The sequence below is a fragment of the Streptococcus sp. LYSM12 genome (assembly GCF_004569635.1).
Taxonomy (GTDB): Bacteria; Bacillota; Bacilli; order Lactobacillales; family Streptococcaceae; genus Streptococcus.
Genome location: NZ_SPOZ01000011.1, coordinates 23,349 through 42,397, shown reverse-complemented (window position 1 = coordinate 42,397; position 19,049 = coordinate 23,349). Strand labels below are relative to the sequence as shown.

General features: G+C 42.7%; 12 protein-coding genes. 3 read left to right on the top strand and 9 right to left on the bottom strand.

Going from position 1 to position 19,049, the window contains the following annotated elements:
* Positions 1–89: 89 nt before the first annotated feature.
* The gene (locus E4T79_RS04835) at positions 90–4,484 is read right to left on the bottom strand and encodes a PolC-type DNA polymerase III (protein ID WP_135028257.1); all 4,395 of its coding nucleotides are present in this window, start codon (positions 4,482–4,484) and stop codon (positions 90–92) included.
* 741 nt (positions 4,485–5,225) lie between these two features.
* Here E4T79_RS04835 and dhaK point away from each other — a divergent pair.
* From dhaK to dhaM, 3 genes are read left to right on the top strand one after another with little or no spacing between them, the layout of a single operon-like run.
* Positions 5,226–6,215: a dihydroxyacetone kinase subunit DhaK gene (dhaK, locus tag E4T79_RS04830; RefSeq protein ID WP_135028255.1), complete on the top strand. Its 990-nt coding sequence runs from the start codon at positions 5,226–5,228 to the stop codon at positions 6,213–6,215.
* A 10-nt stretch (positions 6,216–6,225) separates the two neighbouring features.
* Positions 6,226–6,804 carry a dihydroxyacetone kinase subunit DhaL gene (gene dhaL / locus E4T79_RS04825; RefSeq protein ID WP_135028253.1) on the top strand — a complete coding sequence of 193 codons (579 nt, stop codon included), beginning with the start codon at positions 6,226–6,228 and terminating at the stop codon, positions 6,802–6,804.
* Complete coding sequence (dhaM, locus tag E4T79_RS04820; RefSeq protein ID WP_135028251.1) at positions 6,801–7,178, top strand: dihydroxyacetone kinase phosphoryl donor subunit DhaM; 378 nt, start codon at positions 6,801–6,803, stop codon at positions 7,176–7,178. Before dhaL ends, dhaM begins: the two co-directional genes overlap by 4 nt.
* 710 nt (positions 7,179–7,888) lie before the next feature.
* Here dhaM and E4T79_RS04815 read toward each other — a convergent pair.
* From E4T79_RS04815 to E4T79_RS04780, 8 genes are all read right to left on the bottom strand, one after another.
* The gene (locus tag E4T79_RS04815; RefSeq protein ID WP_135028249.1) at positions 7,889–9,745 is read right to left on the bottom strand and encodes a proline--tRNA ligase; all 1,857 of its coding nucleotides are present in this window, start codon (positions 9,743–9,745) and stop codon (positions 7,889–7,891) included.
* 29 nt (positions 9,746–9,774) lie between these two features.
* Positions 9,775–11,034 carry an RIP metalloprotease RseP gene (gene rseP / locus E4T79_RS04810; protein WP_135028317.1) on the bottom strand — a complete coding sequence of 420 codons (1,260 nt, stop codon included), beginning with the start codon at positions 11,032–11,034 and terminating at the stop codon, positions 9,775–9,777.
* Between the two features lie 9 nt (positions 11,035–11,043).
* A complete protein-coding gene (locus E4T79_RS04805) occupies positions 11,044–11,850 on the bottom strand; it encodes a phosphatidate cytidylyltransferase (protein ID WP_135028247.1) in 807 nt (268 codons plus the stop codon).
* Between the two features lie 12 nt (positions 11,851–11,862).
* On the bottom strand, positions 11,863–12,618 hold the full coding sequence (locus E4T79_RS04800; protein ID WP_135028245.1) for an isoprenyl transferase: 756 nt from the start codon (positions 12,616–12,618) through the stop codon (positions 11,863–11,865).
* Positions 12,619–13,216: 598 nt separating this feature from the next.
* Positions 13,217–13,522: a preprotein translocase subunit YajC gene (gene yajC, locus E4T79_RS04795; RefSeq protein ID WP_135028242.1), complete on the bottom strand. Its 306-nt coding sequence runs from the start codon at positions 13,520–13,522 to the stop codon at positions 13,217–13,219.
* Between the two features lie 805 nt (positions 13,523–14,327).
* Positions 14,328–15,614, bottom strand: a complete 1,287-nt coding sequence (locus E4T79_RS04790) for an adenylosuccinate synthase (protein ID WP_135028240.1) — start codon at positions 15,612–15,614, stop codon at positions 14,328–14,330.
* Positions 15,615–16,081: 467 nt separating this feature from the next.
* A complete protein-coding gene (locus E4T79_RS04785) occupies positions 16,082–17,356 on the bottom strand; it encodes a response regulator transcription factor (RefSeq protein WP_135028238.1) in 1,275 nt (424 codons plus the stop codon).
* A 43-nt stretch (positions 17,357–17,399) separates the two neighbouring features.
* Entirely contained in the window at positions 17,400–19,040 is a 1,641-nt protein-coding gene (locus E4T79_RS04780; protein ID WP_135028236.1) for a sensor histidine kinase, read from the bottom strand.
* Positions 19,041–19,049 lie beyond the last annotated feature (9 nt).

Here is a 19,049-nt window from a genome sequence, read left to right as displayed (position 1 = left end):
CACGCTCACCTGTATCTGAAATCAACTATTTTCTTTAAATAGTGACAATATCCCTTTTAAAAAATACTTTCTCTCCCCATGTCTCACCTCTAAAACAATTCGTCAAACAGGCTCAACTGGTTGTCCTCTGGCATATTTCCTAAGATGCCCATTTCATCGAGCTTGTCTACAAGGCTTAAAGAAAGCCCTCCGCGTTTGCGTAACTCGGTCTTAGAAAGGAATTCTCCCTCTTCACGCGCCTTAACCACTTGACGAGCAACGTTTTCACCCAGACCGTCCATGGCTACAAATGGTGGAATTAAGGTATCGCCCTCGATTTGAAATTCAAAGGCATCGGATCGATACAGGTCTAGTTTGCCAAATTTAAAGCCACGTTCTAGCATTTCATTGACAATTTCAAGTGTAGTAAAGAGATCCTGCTCCACATTGCTGGCTTCATTATTTTTCTTCTTCATGGTGATTTCTTCCATTTTAGCTTTCACTCGGTCTAAACCACCAGACATCGTCGCCAAATCAAACGCCTTGGCTCGGATAGAGAAGTAAGCACAGTAGTAATAAATCGGATGATGTACTTTAAAGTAGGCCACACGCAGGGCCATCATAACATAGGCTGCCGCATGGGCTTTGGGGAACATGTACTTAATTTTTCCACAGGATTCAATATACCAATCAGGTACATTATTGTCTTTCATAGCCTGAATATAACCTTTACGTTCTTCTTCAGAAATCTTGAGCCAAGCTCCCTTACGCACCCGCTCCATGATATTAAAGGCCATTTTGGGAGGAAGTCCTGCATGCATGAGGTAGACCATAATATCATCCCGACAACCGATAACAGTAGATAGGTCTGCAATTCCTGCCTTAATCAAATCTTGGGCATTGCCCAACCACACGTCGGTTCCATGCGATAGTCCTGATAATTGGAGGAGTTCAGAGAATGTCGTTGGATGCGTTTCTTCCACCATTCCACGGACAAAATTGGTTCCAAACTCGGGGATCCCCAGCATACCAGTCGGTGTCCCGATCTGCTCTGGTGTTACTCCCAGCACCTCTGTTCCTGAAAAGAGAGCCATAACTCCCTTGTCATCTGCGGGAATGGTTTGCGGATCAATCCCTGATAAATCTTGGAGTTTACGAATCATAGTCGGATCATCGTGTCCCAGTACATCAAGCTTCAAGACATTCTCATCAATATCATGGAAGTTGAAATGGGTCGTCTGCCAACTAGCTGTCAAATCATCTGCTGGATATTGAACAGGAGTAAAGTCGTAGACATCCATATAGTTTGGAATAACAACGATTCCACCTGGGTGCTGACCAGTTGTCCGCTTGACTCCCGCAGCACCTGCAGCCAAACGTTCCACCTCTACATCACGATAGAATTTGCCATAGTCCCGCTCATAACCACGCACATATCCATAAGCCGTTTTCGCAGCAACCGTACCCACTGTTCCAGCCCGAAAAGCGTATTGATCCCCAAAGATTTTCCGAACGTCTAAGTGGGCATCTGGCTGGTCATCTCCTGAGAAGTTCAAATCGATATCAGGTACCTTATCCCCATCAAATCCCAAGAAAGTTTCAAAGGGAATATCCTGTCCATCTTTGGCATATTTGTGACCACATTTTGGACAATCCTTGTCTGGCATATCAAAGCCAGATCCGTAAGATCCGTCTGTGATAAACTCGCTATGCTGACACTTCGGACAGACATAGTGCGGTGGCATCGGATTCACCTCGGTAATCCCAATCATGGTCGCCACGAAGCTAGATCCTACAGAGCCCCTGGAACCTACCAGATACCCCCGTTCATTCGAACGCGTTACCAACATTTGAGAAGCTAGGTAAATCACGGCAAAACCATTCCCCAGAATTGAAGACAATTCTTTTTCAATCCGCAAATCAATGATATCTGGCAAAGGATTACCGTAAACTTCAAAAGCTTTTTTATAGGTCAACTCCGCCACTCGCTCTTCGGCTTTTTCTAAATAAGGAGTGTAGAGATCTGTTTTGACCACCTCGACATCTTCAAAACGCTCCAACATGGCATTGGGGTTTGTAATGACAATTTCCCGCGCTAGTTCTTCTCCTAAAAAGGCAAATTCATCCAGCATTTCATTGGTCGTTCGGAAATGAGCTTTTGGAAGAGGGGCTGGTTGAGCATTCTCTCCATGCCCAATGGTTCGATTAATCATGGCTCCTTGTCCTAAGGAACGTACGATAATCTCACGGTAAATCTCTTCTTCTGGATCAATATAGTGAACATTTCCCGTCGCTAGTACAGGCAAATCAGCTCTACGCCCAACCTCAATCAAGTTCTGAATCATGGCTTTGATTTCTGCCATATCTTTAAACTGCTCCTTGGCAATCATGGGCGCATACAGGGCCGGAGGCATTACCTCAATGAAATCATAGTAGCTTGCCACCTTAGCTGCTTCCTCAATTCCTTTTGAGAGCAATTCATCAAAGACCTCGCCCTCCTGACAAGCTGTTCCTAAAATCAACCCTTCGCGGTGTTCGTCTAAAACCGTCCGCGGAATCCGTGGGACCCCTTCAAAATACTTCGTGTTAGATAGAGAAACCAGCTTGAAGATGTTTTTCAAGCCCACTTGATTGGTGACGTACAAGGTTGCGTGCTTGATACGGGCTTTCTTATAGGAATCTTCTGCTATCAATTCTGTATTTAATTGGTTTAAATAACTGAGCCCATGTTTTTCAAGAGCATCTTTCAAGAAAATAAAGAGGAGACGGCCTGTTGCTTCCGCATCGTAATTGGCCATATGGTGATGCTCAAGAGCAATACCAAAACGCTTGGTCAACGGTCCCAAACCATGCCGTTTGTATTCTGGATAGAGGTTACGAGCAAACTCCAAGGTATCAATAACTGGTTGGGTAATGGTCGGAAGCCCCTCCCGTTCATAGTTGACATCCATAAAGCCAACGTCAAAGGTCGCATTGTGGGCAACAAGGACAGCCCCCTCACAGAAAGACTGAAATTCCTGCAAGACTTGCTTGAGGGGCTTGGCATTTCTGACATGCTCATCTGTGATTCCTGTCAAGTCGGTTGTAAACTGACTCAAGGGATGTCCTGGATTGATAAATTCATCAAATTCCGCAATAATATTTCCCTTATGCATCTTAGATGCTGCTACCTGAATCAGGTTGTTGTAAACCGCAGAAAGTCCTGTCGTTTCTACGTCAAAGACCACATAGGTCGCATCGGATAACGACAGTTCTGCTTCATTGTAGACAATCGGTACACTATCTTCTACGATATTAGCTTCCATACCAAAGAGCGCCTTGATCCCCGCCTTGCGGGCAGCATGATAGCCATGTGGAAAGGATTGAACATTGCCATGATCGGTGATAGCAACTGCCTTATGTCCCCACTGAGCAGCCCGAGCAATCAAGTCCTCAACCGGGGGGAGAGCATCCATAGTGGACATGTTGGTATGGGCATGAAATTCAATGCGTTTTTGGTCATCTGGCATGAGATCCTTACGAATATCACGCTTGACTTCCTGTACTTCTTGCACATTCATCGTCAAGTCGCGCGTGAAATTATTGGTTTCGATATTCCCTCGAACACGAATCCAATTCCCTTTTTTTATCATGCCAAACTTCTGTGCTTCTTCTTCATTTTTGACCCATTTCTGCATAGAAAAAGAAGAGGTATAGTCTGTCATCTTGAAATTGATAATGACCCGTCCTGTCCGTGTCGTCCGCTGTTCGGCATCAAAGACCAAGCCTTCAAAAACGATACGATTTTCTTCTGTTTCAATCTCAATCATCGGTGTAATCTCAGATTTTTCAAGACTAACTCTACGCGGCGTCTGCTTTTTAAATTCTTGGAAACTTGGCTGCGGACTAGCTTCTGGTGGCGGTGCCATTTGGGCTAATTGTTCCATGGCTTCCAAGGTTTCCTGGCTGGCTTTTTGAAGAATTTCTTCATTTTGAGCATGAAATTCCTCTACTTGAGCCTTGGTCATTTCCTCACAAACCTCTATATCCACCACTAGATTAGCAAAACCAAAACGAGCAAACTGCTCGACTAACTTCGGCAAATGGTTCTTTCTAAAATGCGGTGTATCAACAGAAGCTGGTCCTTTTATCCACAAAACACCGTCATGAAATTCAACTGGTAGCTGCTGAAATACTGACCGAAAACCTGCACTCTGACATAATTCTTCTGTAAAAGCCTCTAGATAGTAGGCCTGTACCAAGGCTGGATCAATCGTTTCTTTGAGCGTTACCAAGCGAAAACGGGCCTGATTTCCCGTCTTTTGAAACTCATTGAGGAGTTTAGCTTTCAATAATTGATAGTGTAGCAACGGTAAGGGCTCTTCAAACCGAAAGGTAAAGTCCCAGACCTTACTCTTTTTATGTACTAAGACTTGCTCAATCTTGGCACTTGAAAATGCGCTTGATTCTTTCAATTCAAGCGGCAGACCAATTTGATTCAATAGTAATTGAAACGTATCTGTCATTCTCGTATCCCTTATCTTTCTATTCTCTTTATTTTACCACAAGTCCCCCTATTTTTCGAGCCTTGCCTCACTAGCTCCCTCTCTCCCAATCCCATCCAGACGCTTGAGTGCTAGCTTCTCAACTATCCAGATACTCATAGTAGAGACCATGCAAGCAGTACCATATCTATAGGCTATACTCTACAGAAACCAACATCTGACAAGCTGTCATAATGGAGAATAATAAAAGCTTGGAGGTAGGAAAGAACGCGATAGAAAAAAGAGCTCGGTTTTACCTCACCACTTCTTATATTCTAGATTCAAGCAGAAACGGTCTATTCCCAGACCGTTGCACTCTATCCTCGGACAGTTGATGAAGCCAGATTGGGGGCTTAAAAAAGAAGCAAATATGCATGACATTTACTCCGTCAGTTTAAATTCCAATCTTTATAGTCTTTTCGTTTGCTTTTAGTACTAGGCAAGGAGCTGCAGGCTGGACTGAAGTACGGCAAAGCGAGTGAACGAAGTAATAAAAGATAAACGAAATGACTATACAACAACACTTACTACTACTTTACCTTACCATACTTTCCTTAAAATCAAAAGGGACAGACCCCTGAATTTGTCCCTTTCTTTTTACTGAAAATTCTAGTATAATGAAAGCGTAATCATTTAAGCTGTCATGGGAAAATATAGCTGTACTTAATCTATTCGATATCCAGATGATTCCACATGACCATTTGTTTCTTAGGAGGAATATAGATGAAAAAAATTATCAATCAGCCCGAACACGTTGTTGACGAAATGCTCCAAGGGCTTGTCTTTATGCATGGTAACCTAGTTGAACGCTTGGATGGCTATGACGTGATTGTCAGAAAAGTTGAAAAACACGGTAAGGTTGGGCTTATCTCGGGCGGTGGTTCGGGTCACGAGCCATCTCACGCTGGATTTGTTGGCAGGGGCATGCTGTCTGCTGCTGTTTGTGGGGCTGTCTTTACTTCTCCAACTCCAGACCAAATTTTAGAAGCCATCAAGGCTGCCGATGAGGGTGCTGGTGTATTTATGGTCATCAAAAACTACTCCGGAGACATCATGAATTTTGAAATGGCGCAAGAGTTGGCTGAAATGGAAGGAATTGAAGTCGCAAGCGTGGTTGTTGACGACGATATTGCAGTGGAAAATAGCCTCTACACTCAAGGTCGCCGTGGTGTTGCAGGAACCATTCTCGTACACAAGATTCTCGGACATGCTGCTGAACTAGGAAAATCTCTTGCTGAAATAAAAGAATTAGCTGATAAGCTCGTTCCTCACATTAAAACAATCGGACTTGCCCTTTCAGGTGCTACCGTCCCTGAAGTTGGAAAACCAGGCTTTGTCCTTGACGAAGATGAATTTGAATATGGGGTTGGTATCCATGGTGAGCCAGGATACAAAAAAGAAAAACTCCAATCTTCTAAAGCATTGGCGGAGGAACTAGTTGCCAAATTGCTCCAAGACTTTGATGTCCAAGCAGGGGAAACTTACGGAATGCTCATCAATGGCCTTGGTGCTACCCCACTCATGGAGCAATATGTCTTTGCAAATGACGTAGCTCAACTCCTTGCTGATAAACAAATCAAGGTAGTCTACCATAAGATTGGCAACTATATGACCTCCATTGATATGGCTGGACTTTCCCTTACGTTCATCAAACTAGCAGATGCTAGCTGGCTAGAAGCCTTAGAAGCATCTGTTGAAACCCCAGCTTGGTAAAGGAGCATCTATGGAAACACAAGCAATACTCAAATGGATGAAATTATTTGCTCAAAAAATCCAAGACAATAAAGACTTATTGAGCGAACTAGATACGCCGATTGGCGATGGCGATCACGGAGGCAATATGGCCCGTGGCATGGCAGCAGTTATGGAGCAATTAGAGGGCAAAGAATTTGGTAGCCCTGACGACATTTTCAAAATCGTTTCCATGCAATTACTCAGCAAGGTGGGTGGGGCTTCTGGTCCACTTTATGGATCAGCTTTTATGGGACTGACTAAAGGTGCGCAGTCTGGAGCTTCCTTGGTGGACAGCCTCCAAGCAGGGCTTGATATGATTCAAAAACGAGGCAAGGCGGTAGTCGGTGAAAAGACCATGGTAGACGTCTGGGTTCCCATTATCGCTGATTTAACAGCAGGTCAACTCAGCCTTGAGTCAATCCGCAAAGCAGTAGATAACACTAAGAATTTACAGGCTACAAAAGGTAGAGCTTCCTACCTTGGTGAGCGTTCTGTCGGTCACATTGACCCCGGTGCTTACTCTTCTGGACTACTCTTTGAAGCCTTAATGGAGGCAGGATTAGTATGACACAGACAATCGGTATCGTCATCGTTTCTCACTCGCATCATCTAGCCCAAGGAATAATAGAGCTTCTCTCAGAAATCGCAAAGGATGTCCCAATCACCTATTGTGGTGGACTAGAAGACGGCAGTATCGGAACAGAATTTTCCCGAGTAGAAGAAGCGGTAAACAGCAATCCTGCAGATATCATCCTTGCCTTTTTTGACCTCGGTAGCGCCCGCATGAACATGGCAATGGTTGCAGAATTTACAGATAAAGACATCCGCATCCAATCTGTTTCTGTGGTAGAGGGCAGCTATACTGCCGCAGCCCTTCTCCAAGCTGGAGCTTCCCTCGAAGCTATTCTTGAGCAATTAACAGGGCTACAGATTACTAAATAAAATAGGATTCATCTAGATTTTATCATCATCAATATCTGACTAGCTTTCACAATAGAAATGGTGAAAGCTTGGAGATAAGGAGCGAAAAAGAACGCGACAGGTCATTTGGTTTTCCTCACTTCTTGCATTCTAGGTTAGGGCAATAGACCATTTCATTCCCACCCCCGCATAACTCCAACAGTCAGAGGAGTGACTGTTGGAGCTTGGAAATGAAGCCAACGAATTCGCATGAATAACTCTGAGCGGTGGAGAGGACTTTTTTGCTCTGCCTCCCTCTACACCAAGGGGAAAACTGGTGTTATAGCCGTTTCGTTTCTTTTTAGTACTAGGCAAGGAGTCGCAGGTAGTTGAAATAGTTGATAACTATTTCAAGTGACAGATAAGAAAAGTGTAACTTTTCTCAATGGTACAGCAAGACGAGTGAACGAGGTAATAAAAATATCAACGAAATGACCATACCTTGAATGTTTCCATGGACTTGATAACTGTGTGAGGAGGGAGAGGCACGACCAAAGAGATTGATAGTTGATGAGTATCCGTCAAAAAGACCGAGCAAGACAGCCATAATGGCTTGTCTTGCCCGGTCTTTTTATAGTCATTTCATTTATCTTTTATGACTTCATTCACCCGCTCTGCCCTACTCTAGTACAGCCTACGGCTTGTTGCCTAGTACTAAAAGACTAGACTGTTTTAAAACTTCATTACTATATTTATTTATTGGCTAAGATTTTCAAGGTTTCAAGTAATTGATCAACGTGAACTTCAACCGTATCACCTGTTCCTTTAATCTTAACTTCGACAATACCCTCAGCCGCTTTTTTACCAACCGTCACACGGATTGGTAAGCCGATTAAGTCACTATCTGAGAATTTCACTCCAGCTCGCTCATTGCGGTCATCGGTCAAGACCTCATAGCCAGCTGCTACCAAACTATCTTCAATTGATTGGGTCAAGCCCATGGCTACTTCATCTTTCACATTGACCGGAATCAAATGGACATCAAATGGGGCCAATTCTTTCGGGAAATTAATCCCCCAAGCAAAACGATAGTCACCTTTTGGTGTTTTATTAACAAAGAGACGAGCATGTTGTTCTAAGACAGCTGACAAGAGACGACTTACCCCGATACCATAACACCCCATAATAATTGGAACAGCCCGACCATTTTCGTCTAAAATCGTTGCATTCATGCTATCTGAATAGCGCGTACCCAATTTAAAGATATGACCAATTTCAATTCCACGGGCAAACTGCAAGGTTCCTTTACCGTCCGGTGAGGGTTCGCCCTCTTTAACTTCACGAATATCAACATATTCTGACACCTGGTAGTCACGACCAGCATTAGCACCAGTATAGTGGAAACCGTCTTGGTTGGCACCAACTACGGCATTTTTCAGGTCTTCTACCTTGCGGTCTGCAATCACTTTTACATTTTCTGGAAGTCCAACCGGTCCTAATGAACCAACAGTTGCTCCAAATACTCTTACAGCCTCTTCTGGCGTTGCAACTTCGACAAAATCAGCTCCCAAATGATTTTTTAATTTGACATCATTGACCTGATCATTTCCGACAAGAAGAACTACAATAGGTTCACCATCTGCCATAAAGAGCATCGTTTTCATCATTTGCTCTTCGGAAACATTCAGAAAGGCTGCAACTTCATCAATACTCTTACTGTCGGGCGTTGCCACCTTAACCAACTCTTTTTCTGAAATAACCAGGTGCCGTGGTTTATGTTCACTCGTTGCCATTTCAAGATTGGCTGCATAACCTGACTCGTTTGAATAGACAATCGTATCCTCACCTGACACCAACCAAGTAGCCAATTCTTCCTTGATTTCTGCCAGGACATCTTCTGGAATATCGTCAAAGGAAGCAACAGACTTATCCAAGACGACCCAGCGTTCAAGGTCTGTACGATCTGGGGTAATCGCCATAAATTCCTGGCTATCTTTTCCCCCCATAGCACCACCATCTCCAATGATAGCCTTAAATTCGAGCCCCGCACGGGTAAAGATTGCTTCATAGGCTACTTTGTAGTCATCATAGGTCTGGTCCAAGCTGTCATAGCTAGCATGAAAACTATAACCGTCTTTCATGATAAATTCACGACCACGGAGCAAACCATTACGTGGACGCTTCTCATCGCGGTATTTTGGCTGAATTTGGTAGATATTGAGTGGTAATTGTTTGTAGGATTGCAAGGCATCTCTAGCTAACAGGGTCACCGTTTCCTCATGGGTTGGTCCCAAAATAAAGTCTGAACCTTCACGGTTTTTCAATTTGTAAAGGTCATCACCATAGGTCGCATAACGACCTGACTCACGCCAAATATCTGCCGATAAGAGAGCCGGCGCTAAAAATTCCACCGCACCAATCTTGTCAAATTCCTGACGCATGATATTTTTTGCTTTTTCAATCACGCGATTAGCCAGCGGTAAATAACTGTAAATCCCTGCTGAAACCTGACGAACGTAGCCCGCACGCACCATCAAGGCGTGACTAATCACCTGCGCATCAGATGGCATTTCCCGTAGAGTTGGGATAAGCATTTTCGATTGTTTCATACTATTTTTCTCTCCTTTAGTTCAATCTTTTAAAAAAAGACACGTAAAATATCATTCCAAGTGACTGCAATCATCAGGATGATCATAAGACCTACACCTGCTAGGGTAATATAGGATTCTGTTTCTTGTTTGAGTGGTTTTTTACGAACGGCTTCGATGAGGTTGATTACAATTTTTCCACCATCAAGAGCCGGGATCGGAATAAGGTTAAAAATCCCTAGGTTAATGGACAACATAGCCAACAAACGCAAGACAGACCCCCAACCGCTATCGGCTGCTTGGGAACTAATCTGATAAATGGCTACAGGGCCACCAAGCTTATTTAAATCAAATTGGGAAATAATATTTTTCAGAGCCCGAACAATCAACATACTGGTAGAAAGGGTTTCCTTGAACCCTCCAATGAGTTTGTCAGCAAAACCTGTCTTCAAAATGGGCGAAACACCTAGATAATAATGTCCCTCCTGCTCTTTTGTCACCACATCCAGAACCTTTTTTTGCCCCTCATGACTAACTTCAACCGTTAGGACTGGAGCTGATGTGGCATCTTGACCAGCTTTAGCAATGGCGCTAGCAATCGCATCATAATCACTGACCTTTTCACCATTGATTGCAAGAATTTGATCTCCTGTGACAAGACCTGCTTGCTGAGCAGCACCGCCCTCTGCTACTGTCACGTGATTGGTCATATAATTTGGCACTCCTCCTTGTAAAAAGAAAAAGAGCACAAAAGCGACAAAACCTAGGATGAAATTGTTCATCGGACCTGCAAAATTCGTCATCAAACGCCCCCAGATAGAAGCATTTTGATACTGGACATCAAGCGGTGCAATACGGACTTCTGTCCCGTCTTCTTCCACAATTGTCGCGTCGTGGTCTACAGTGAAAGTCTTGCATTCATCAAAGACCAGGCCTGTAATTTCTAACCTTTCTTCAAAATCATAAGCCGTCACATTCATCGGCAGACTAGCGGCATCTAGGATTTTTTCAGAGATATTTATCCGAGTAACCGTACCCTCTTCATTGACACTGAGTGAAACCGGCGTTCCTGTCTTAATCTCTGTCTTATCTTCACACCAGCCAGCCATGCGGACGTAGCCACCTAAGGGGAGAATGCGAATGGTATAGGCAGTTCCGTCCTTACCAATATGCGCAAAGATTTTCGGTCCCATCCCAATCGCAAATTCACGAACAAGAATTCCTGATCTCTTAGCAAAGTAGAAATGTCCAAATTCATGGACAACGACAATCACACCAAAAATAAAAATAAATGCTAAAATTCCTTTCATCATTCCTCCTTAGAATAAACCAAAAAAGTGCATGATTGGAAAGACAAAAATCAAACTATCAAAACGGTCTAAGATGCCACCATGTCCTGGAATCACCCTACCAGAATCCTTAACTCCAAAACGGCGTTTGATAGCACTTTCGACCAAATCTCCAAATTGGGCAAAAATGGAGAAAAGAACGACCAAAAGCAGCATCGTTACAAGTGAATAACCTGCTGCCACCCCCTTATCTGTCAAGATAAAGATGATAGCTACGACAAGAGCTGATACAATCCCACCGAGACTTCCTTCCAACGTCTTATTCGGCGATACCTTAGGCATGAGCTTACGCCGTCCAATCTGACTACCAATCATATAGGCGCCAATATCTGTCGCCCAGACGATAAATAGGGCAAAAAGAATCTTATTCAAACCGTCTATACGCGCTAAAATCAGATGATGAAAACCAATGCCGACATAAAAGCTTGAGGCAATGGGAAAGACAACTTCTGAATAGGAATACCGCTGAAGATTAAAGACTGTCGAACCTAACAAGCAAAATACCACAATAGCGTAGGCTGTGTAATTTCCATCTGCAGGCAGAAAGGGAAGATAATGCTCTAGTGGCAGAGTCAAGACCAAACTTCCCAGCATAGCCAACATTCCCTCAATCGAATTAGGAAATAAGCCGTGCATTTTAATCAGTTCAGCAGTCGCTATCATAGCTAGAAGAGCGATAAAAAGTTGAAAGGACACTCCACCTTTTAGCAGGAAAGGAATAAAAATAGCTAGGGCTAGTCCACCAAAAATCACTCGTTTCTGTAAATCCTTTGACATAATTTCTCCTTCTTAGATACCACCGAAACGTCTGTGGCGTCTATTGTATTCTTGTATCGCTTCATGAAGCGCTTTTTCATCAAAATCTGGCCAAGAGACATCCGTAAAATACAGCTCACTATAGGCTGTTTGCCATGGTAAAAAATTACTCAAGCGCAATTCACCGCTCGTTCTAATGACTAAATCTGGATCCCGTAAACTAGCTGGTAATGTATTAGTATAGAGGTAATCGGCAATCAGTTGTTCGTCAATATCGCCAGGATGAAGCTCAGAATTTAAGACAGCTTGCGCAATTTCTTTGACTGCATGAGTCATTTCATCGCGCCCTCCGTAGTTCAAAGCAAAATTCAAAATCAAACCTGTATTATGCTTGGTCTTTTGCATGGCATTTTCCATCGCTTTTTTGGTCGCTTCTGGCAGCCGGGAATGCTCACCAATCATCTGAATTTTCACGTTATTAGCATGCAAGTCAGGCACATACTTATCATAAAACTCAACAGGCAAGTTCATAATAAAGGTAACTTCTTTTTCTGGGCGGGTCCAATTTTCCGTCGAAAAGGCATAGACTGTCAATACCTTAACGCCCATCTTTGAGGCTGATTTGGTAATGTTTTGTAATGCATCCATACCAGCCTTATGTCCCATAATACGTGGTTGCATACGCTTTTTCGCCCAACGACCATTCCCATCCATGATGATGGCAAGGTGTTTAGGGACCTGAATCATTGGTTCAATCGTTTCTTTTTTCTTAAATGGAAAGCGGAACATGTTTTATCCTCACATTATAATCAGTTTATTATACCATATTTTGATAAAAATACGAAAGTACAAGGGGTATCCCCTGCCGTAGGCATAAAAAAATGCATGTAAGTATCTTCTAGCTGCAGGCACTTTTTAAAATCATTTCATCAAATCGACATTTCAAGAAGCGAATCCCTCGTTTTCAATGCTAGGATACTCCTCTTTCTTAAACACTGCTTCACCTATGAAAAAGCACTGTCCAACAACAAACCTTTTTTCATGTATGTATCGTGAGATGATCTGCTATAGTCGCTTCGTTTATCTTTTATTCCTTCGTTAACTCTCTTTGCCGTACTTATTCAATCTTACCTCTAGGTTAGAGGTGGATAGCTTTCCTATCCTTAGCTCTAAGCTTTCACCATTCTCATACTCGTCAACATCAAACTCTGATGTCGTTAACTCACCTTGCTAAACGTCAGTTCTAGCTTTGGTTTCATTGCCTGTACAGAGTTTGATTTTATAGAGTATCACTTGTGAAAACTTGTCAGATAATGCTGGTTATAAAGTATAGACAGCATCCGTTTACACAAAAAGAAAAAGCATCAAAAAGATGCTTCCTGCCTAATTATTCTTCTGTTACAGCAGTTTCTTCGACAACGGTTTCTTCAATAGCTGTTTCAACCTCAGCTACTTGATTCACACGACCACGAATCGCTGAACGTTCAAATGTCAAATAGATACCGTCTACATCCAAAACGACTTTTTGGTCATTTATTTCATCAACAATTCCATACAAACCACCGATAGTAATAATCTCGTCCCCTTTTTTGATTTGGTTGAGGGCTTCCATTCGTTTCTTTTGTTGCTTACGCTGAGAAAACATCATAAAGCCCAGCATAGCTACCATTATGAGTGGAAATAAATATTGCATCGTAGTATCACTCCTTTTAGTCAATATACCTCATTATACCAAAAAATTCTCCAAAAAGAAAGAAGTTGGAAACAAGGGAGCCATTCTTGTTACAGTTTCTAGTCTTTTCGTTTGCTTTTAGTGCGAGGCAAGGACCTGCAGGCTGTACGAGAATACGGCCAAGCGAATGAACGAAGGAATGTAGTCATTTCGTTTCTATTTTTATTACTTCGTTCACTCGTCTTGCTGTACCATTGAGAAAAGTTACACTTTTCTTATCTGTCACTTGAAATAGTTATCAACTATTTCAACTACCTGCGACTCCTTGCCTAGTACTAAACGGCTATAGAAAGATAATGGACGATGGAGGGTAAAAACTAACATGGCACGACTGTCTAGCGATTTTTATCTCACCAAGAAAAGCCGCCAACTAGGCGACTCTTCAATAGGAAATGTAGAAAGTTATCAAATAAGGAGGAGATCTTTATTTGATGCTCCTAGTATAGACCAAAAAACTTAAATAGAGCTTAACTGCCGTCTATGACTTCAAAATTGTTAACAGAAGCAGCTTAGGTTAGAACAAACCTCAATGAACAGTCATCCATTGGAGGCGCCTGTGCCTCGTAAAGCTACCTTACGAGTGGGGACTTGGTAATAAATCAAATCCCTATCCCTAATGTTAAGTAGGTTGACTATCCTTGTCATCATGAAAATGTGCTAACGCTAATCCCGTGTTCCCGATTGAAATAGTCCACCGGACTTGGGGGAGTGAAAATGTGCTGGCGCAAATTCCTGTTTCCCGATTGAAATAGTCCACCGGACTATTTCAACCCCATACACTTTCTAAGATGTTGGTCTGTTCGCGACCTGGACCTACAGAGAACGTTGAAATACGGACACCGACGAGTTCACTAATACGGCGGACGTAGTTTCTAGCATTTTCTGGGAGGTCTTCAAGGCTACGAACACCTGTGATATCTTCAGACCAGCCAGGTAATTCTTCATAAATTGGCTTACAACGTCTAAGTTCTTCTAGACTCGCAGGATAATGGTCAATCCGCTTGCCGTCTAAATCATAAGCCACACAGATTTTCACAGTTTCAAGCCCTGAAAGAACATCAATAGAGTTCAAAGATAGATTGGTAATTCCTGATACGCGACGGCTATGACGCATCACCACTGAGTCAAACCAACCAACACGGCGCGGACGACCTGTCGTTGTACCATACTCATGACCGACTTCACGAATGCGATCTCCAATCTCATCAAAAAGTTCTGTTGGGAATGGGCCATCTCCTACACGGCTCGTATAGGCCTTACATACTCCAACTACCTTGTTAATCTTGCTCGGTCCAACACCTGAACCAATCGTCACTCCACCAGCAACCGGGTTTGATGAGGTTACAAATGGGTAGGTCCCTTGATCAATGTCAAGCATGACCCCTTGTGCTCCCTCAAAGAGAACGCGTTTTCCCTGATCAAGCGCATCATTCAAAATAACAGATGTGTCTGTCACATATTGCTTAATTTGCTGACCATATTCATAGTATTCTTCAAAAATTTCGTCAAACGCAATCGCCGTGCTCTCATACAATTTCTCAAACAAACGATTTTTCTCTGCCAAATTACGCTCCAAGCGTTCTTTGAAAATCTCACGATCAAGGAGGTCTGCGATGCGAATTCCCACACGTGCAGCCTTATCCATATAGGCTGGACCGATCCCTTTTATAGTCGTTCCAATTTTATTGGCACCTTTCGCTTCTTCCTGTAATTGGTCCAGTTTGATGTGGTAGGGTAAAATCACATGTGCTCGATCTGAAATCCGAAGATTATCCGTCGTTACACCTTCTTTATGCAAATAGTCCAATTCCTGAACCAGGGATTTGGGGTTGACCACCATACCGTTTCCAATAACAGAGATTTTTTCTGGGAAGAAAATTCCTGACGGTATCAAGTGTAACTTGTATTTTTTTCCATCAATCACAATCGTATGACCTGCATTGTCACCACCTTGGTAACGTGCAATCACTTCTGCATTGGCAGACAAGAAGTCTGTGATTTTTCCTTTACCTTCATCTCCCCACTGGGTACCTACAACAACAACTGATGTCATATCTTTTACTTACTTTATAGCAGAGCAAGGTCTGCTTCCTTTCTTCACGCACGGCAGGACTCTCACCTGCTGGTTTCTCTTACAATTCATTATAGCCGATTTTAGCGATTTTTTCAAGATGTGACCTTAGCATTGTCCGTGAACTCTCCCAACAAGCCCTAAACTTTAGCCCTATTTTTTGTAAAAACTGAACAATCAAGATAGGAAAACCTCCCAGCCAAACGACTGGGAGGTTCAGAAGACACCGTCCGTTTTAAACGAGTACACCAATTTTTGAGCGAAGATAGTTAGGCCAGTCCCAAATAAAGGTTTAGGGAATTGCCAGCTAGCTACCGCCTTGCGGCCGAACAGGGAGCGTGAAAGAACGCGACAGGTAGAAAAAGAGTTCAGTCTTTCCCACTCCCTATCTCCATCCTCTCACCATTCTCAGTGGTGAAAACCAGGTTGGTTTTTTATAGAGGAGTAAGTTATACTTGCTGGCGATAAGCCTTGGGTGACTTGCCACAGAGCTTACGAAAAACTTTGTAGAAATAGCCTACATTGCTATAGCCAACAGAATAGCAAATGTCTTCTATGCTGTTATTGGTTGCAAGTAAGAGCTGTTGAGCCGCTTTAATCCGCTGCTTATTCAGAAGCTCGGCAAAGGTTGAGTTCGTTTCTTTTTTAATCAACTGCCCAAGATAGACAGGATTAATAAAGAGTTGCGCACCGATGTCTTTGAGAGAAATTTCTTGACGATAATGAGAACTGATTAACTCAAGAACATTGGCTACGTTTTCATTCAGACGATGCTGGCTAAAAAGTTGGGTAATCTCCTTGCGCATACACTGGGATAAGCCCTCAAATGTCTTACTACTTTCCAATTTTTTAATGATTTGCGTCATGTCATCCGGCTTTAAATGTTCAAAGAGATGAAAAACGTCCATTACAAACTGGATAAACAGTTGCTTGGTCGTAGATACTCGAGGGGTTGTTTTCAAGACAATTTCTTCTAACAAACCGAGTTCTTCCAAAATCTGCTGCAAGTTCCCTTGGATAATGACCCGATAGATTGGTTCATAATAGCGAAAAGCACTCGTATTGGGCTGCAAAGCAACATTCCCGTAAAAAAAATAGGTTTCCAATTCTTTGGTAAATTCTTGAAAGGAGGCCACATAGGGAGCGTGAAAAGGTCTGGAAAGAAGAAAGTCCCCCTCATCTTCTGTCAAAAATAGAAAAACTGACTGTCCTAGTACCGTAAAGGGCACAGCATGCTCTCCTTGCTCAGTCTTTGCCGCTGCGAGAAAGACCGAGGACTTGGTTCTTAACATCTGTTCAAATTCTTCTTCTGTCGTATCCGCCCGCAATAATGGATAAGCAACTTTTTTGGAAGCAAAAGTGCGAGCAATCTGACTTAAGGACTGTCCTAATTCCACCTTGTCAACCGGCTTGACCAGATAATCAGCCACCTGCAAATTAAGAGCCGTCTTTACATATTCGAATTCCTTATAGCCTGATAAGATGATATAAGCAGCATGAGGCAACTGTTTCCTCATCTGACGCACCATTTCAAGACCATTGATCCCTGGCATGTTGACATCTGTAATGATGACATCTACTGGATGATGAGCGATATAGCTGAGAGCTTCTGTAGCACTACTAGCACCGTAGACTACTTCCATGTCATACTGGTGAAAAGGAATCAGTTTTTTTAATCCAGCAATCACCATATACTCATCATCAACTAATAAAACCTTATACATATTTTCCTCTTTCTAGACCTCTGAAATCACCAACAAGATAATGTTAGGCGGATTCCTCCTGACGAATGAAGATACTGTAGGTCACACCTTGACCTTGTTCAGAATGCAGTTGAATCTCGTAGCAGTCCCCGAAAAAGAGGACAAAGCGTTCGTGGACATTGACAATCCCAATGGAACGCTGCTCTTGATCACCATGATCAAATCTGCGTTGCTGTAAGATTGTTTGAAGACGCTTCAAGACTTCTTCTGACATTCCTTTGCCATTGTCACGAATCAAAATTTCAATGCCGCCATCCCGCTGAAAAACTTTGACACTAATCGCATTATTAAAGCGATGATGATCGATACCATGGGCAAAATAATTTTCAACCAAAGGCTGGATGCTGAACTTGGGAATGCGAAAGTTCCTTAATTCTGGAGCTATCTTGTAATCATAAGCAACTGATTTTGGATAACGCATCATACATAGATAACTGTATTTCCTGCAAAATTCTAACTCCTGCTCCAAGGTCGTTGTTTTTTCATCGGAAATATTATTGCGTAAAAGACTGCTAAATTCATAGATAATATCTGCTAGCTCATCTTGATCATGGACAACGGCATACATACGGATAAATTCCAACGTGTTGTACATAAAATGTGGGTTGATTTGAGCCTGTAAGGCACGTAAATTGGCATCTTTCTGACTCAGCTGCAACTGGTAAATATCATGTAGATTCTGGTTGAGATTATCCAACATTTGGTTGGTATTGTCCGCAATCAGTAGCAACTCCCGTTCCTTGGTCTCCACATTGATACGCTTGGCCGTATCTCCGTGCGCAATCACCTGCATCGTTTCTACAATATCGCTAACTTGTACTTGGTAATTTTTAAAGACCCGTTTCAAGAGGAGATAGAGAACCCCTGAGAGCACAAGACTGGTGCCCACAATCCCAAGCGTTTGCACAAAATTTAAGAAAAATAGATAACCTTTTGGTAGGGCAATATCTACCTTGTAATCGTGTGCTGTTTCCCTGCTCAGCCATTCACCAACTTCCAGAGTTTGATTTTCCCTTAGAACCATCATGACTTGCTCATAAGGCGACGTGATGCGAATAATCAGTGGAATATCCGTATTTTCTACTAATTTCCTAAAAACTTCTTCATTCATTGTCACATAGGCCGTCCCAATTACCTGCTCGGACAGTTTATCATACATCAAGACTGGGAAAGCTTGTGGGTCTGGGGTAAAGGACTCTGCTTCAATCTGACGACCACCTTTTAGCTGACGACTAGAAACAAAAACCGTCTTATAGTCATTTAAGGCAATAGCAATCCCCTCAATCGCTTCATTTTGCATATAAGTCCTGAAAATATTACGGTGAATAGACGGTTCAATCCCTTGTGGTACATCTGTACTCAATAACCAAGAAGCGTATTCTGATGGACTAAGAGAAAAATACTTATATAGCCCCTCTAGCTGAATGGCATTCTGTGTCAAGGATTCAACGACCTGCGTTGAACGCCGATAGTGGTACTCTACCTCATCAGACATACGACCAGATGCATAGCGAACCACTCGCTGGGCTTCTTGATTTTTTATGCGCCAATTAGAATAAGCCAGCAAGCAAGCGATAAAGACCATGATAACAATCATCGCAAAAGCATATATGCGCAAAAGAGAATTTAACCAAAATCGTTTCATTCTACTATC

Excerpts from the sequence above, each read along its gene's own strand:
- dhaK (WP_135028255.1), top strand. The coding sequence starts at position 5,226 with ATGAAAAAAATTATCAATCAGCCCGAACACGTTGTTGACGAAATGCTC.
- E4T79_RS04790 (WP_135028240.1), bottom strand. The coding sequence starts at position 15,614 with ATGACATCAGTTGTTGTTGTAGGTACCCAGTGGGGAGATGAAGGTAAA.
- E4T79_RS04780 (WP_135028236.1), bottom strand. The coding sequence starts at position 19,040 with ATGAAACGATTTTGGTTAAATTCTCTTTTGCGCATATATGCTTTTGCG.
- E4T79_RS04785 (WP_135028238.1), bottom strand. The coding sequence starts at position 17,356 with ATGTATAAGGTTTTATTAGTTGATGATGAGTATATGGTGATTGCTGGA.
- yajC (WP_135028242.1), bottom strand. The coding sequence starts at position 13,522 with ATGCAATATTTATTTCCACTCATAATGGTAGCTATGCTGGGCTTTATG.
- dhaM (WP_135028251.1), top strand. The coding sequence starts at position 6,801 with ATGACACAGACAATCGGTATCGTCATCGTTTCTCACTCGCATCATCTA.
- rseP (WP_135028317.1), bottom strand. The coding sequence starts at position 11,034 with ATGAAAGGAATTTTAGCATTTATTTTTATTTTTGGTGTGATTGTCGTT.
- dhaL (WP_135028253.1), top strand. The coding sequence starts at position 6,226 with ATGGAAACACAAGCAATACTCAAATGGATGAAATTATTTGCTCAAAAA.
- E4T79_RS04815 (WP_135028249.1), bottom strand. The coding sequence starts at position 9,745 with ATGAAACAATCGAAAATGCTTATCCCAACTCTACGGGAAATGCCATCT.
- E4T79_RS04800 (WP_135028245.1), bottom strand. The coding sequence starts at position 12,618 with ATGTTCCGCTTTCCATTTAAGAAAAAAGAAACGATTGAACCAATGATT.
- E4T79_RS04805 (WP_135028247.1), bottom strand. The coding sequence starts at position 11,850 with ATGTCAAAGGATTTACAGAAACGAGTGATTTTTGGTGGACTAGCCCTA.
- E4T79_RS04835 (WP_135028257.1), bottom strand. The coding sequence starts at position 4,484 with ATGACAGATACGTTTCAATTACTATTGAATCAAATTGGTCTGCCGCTT.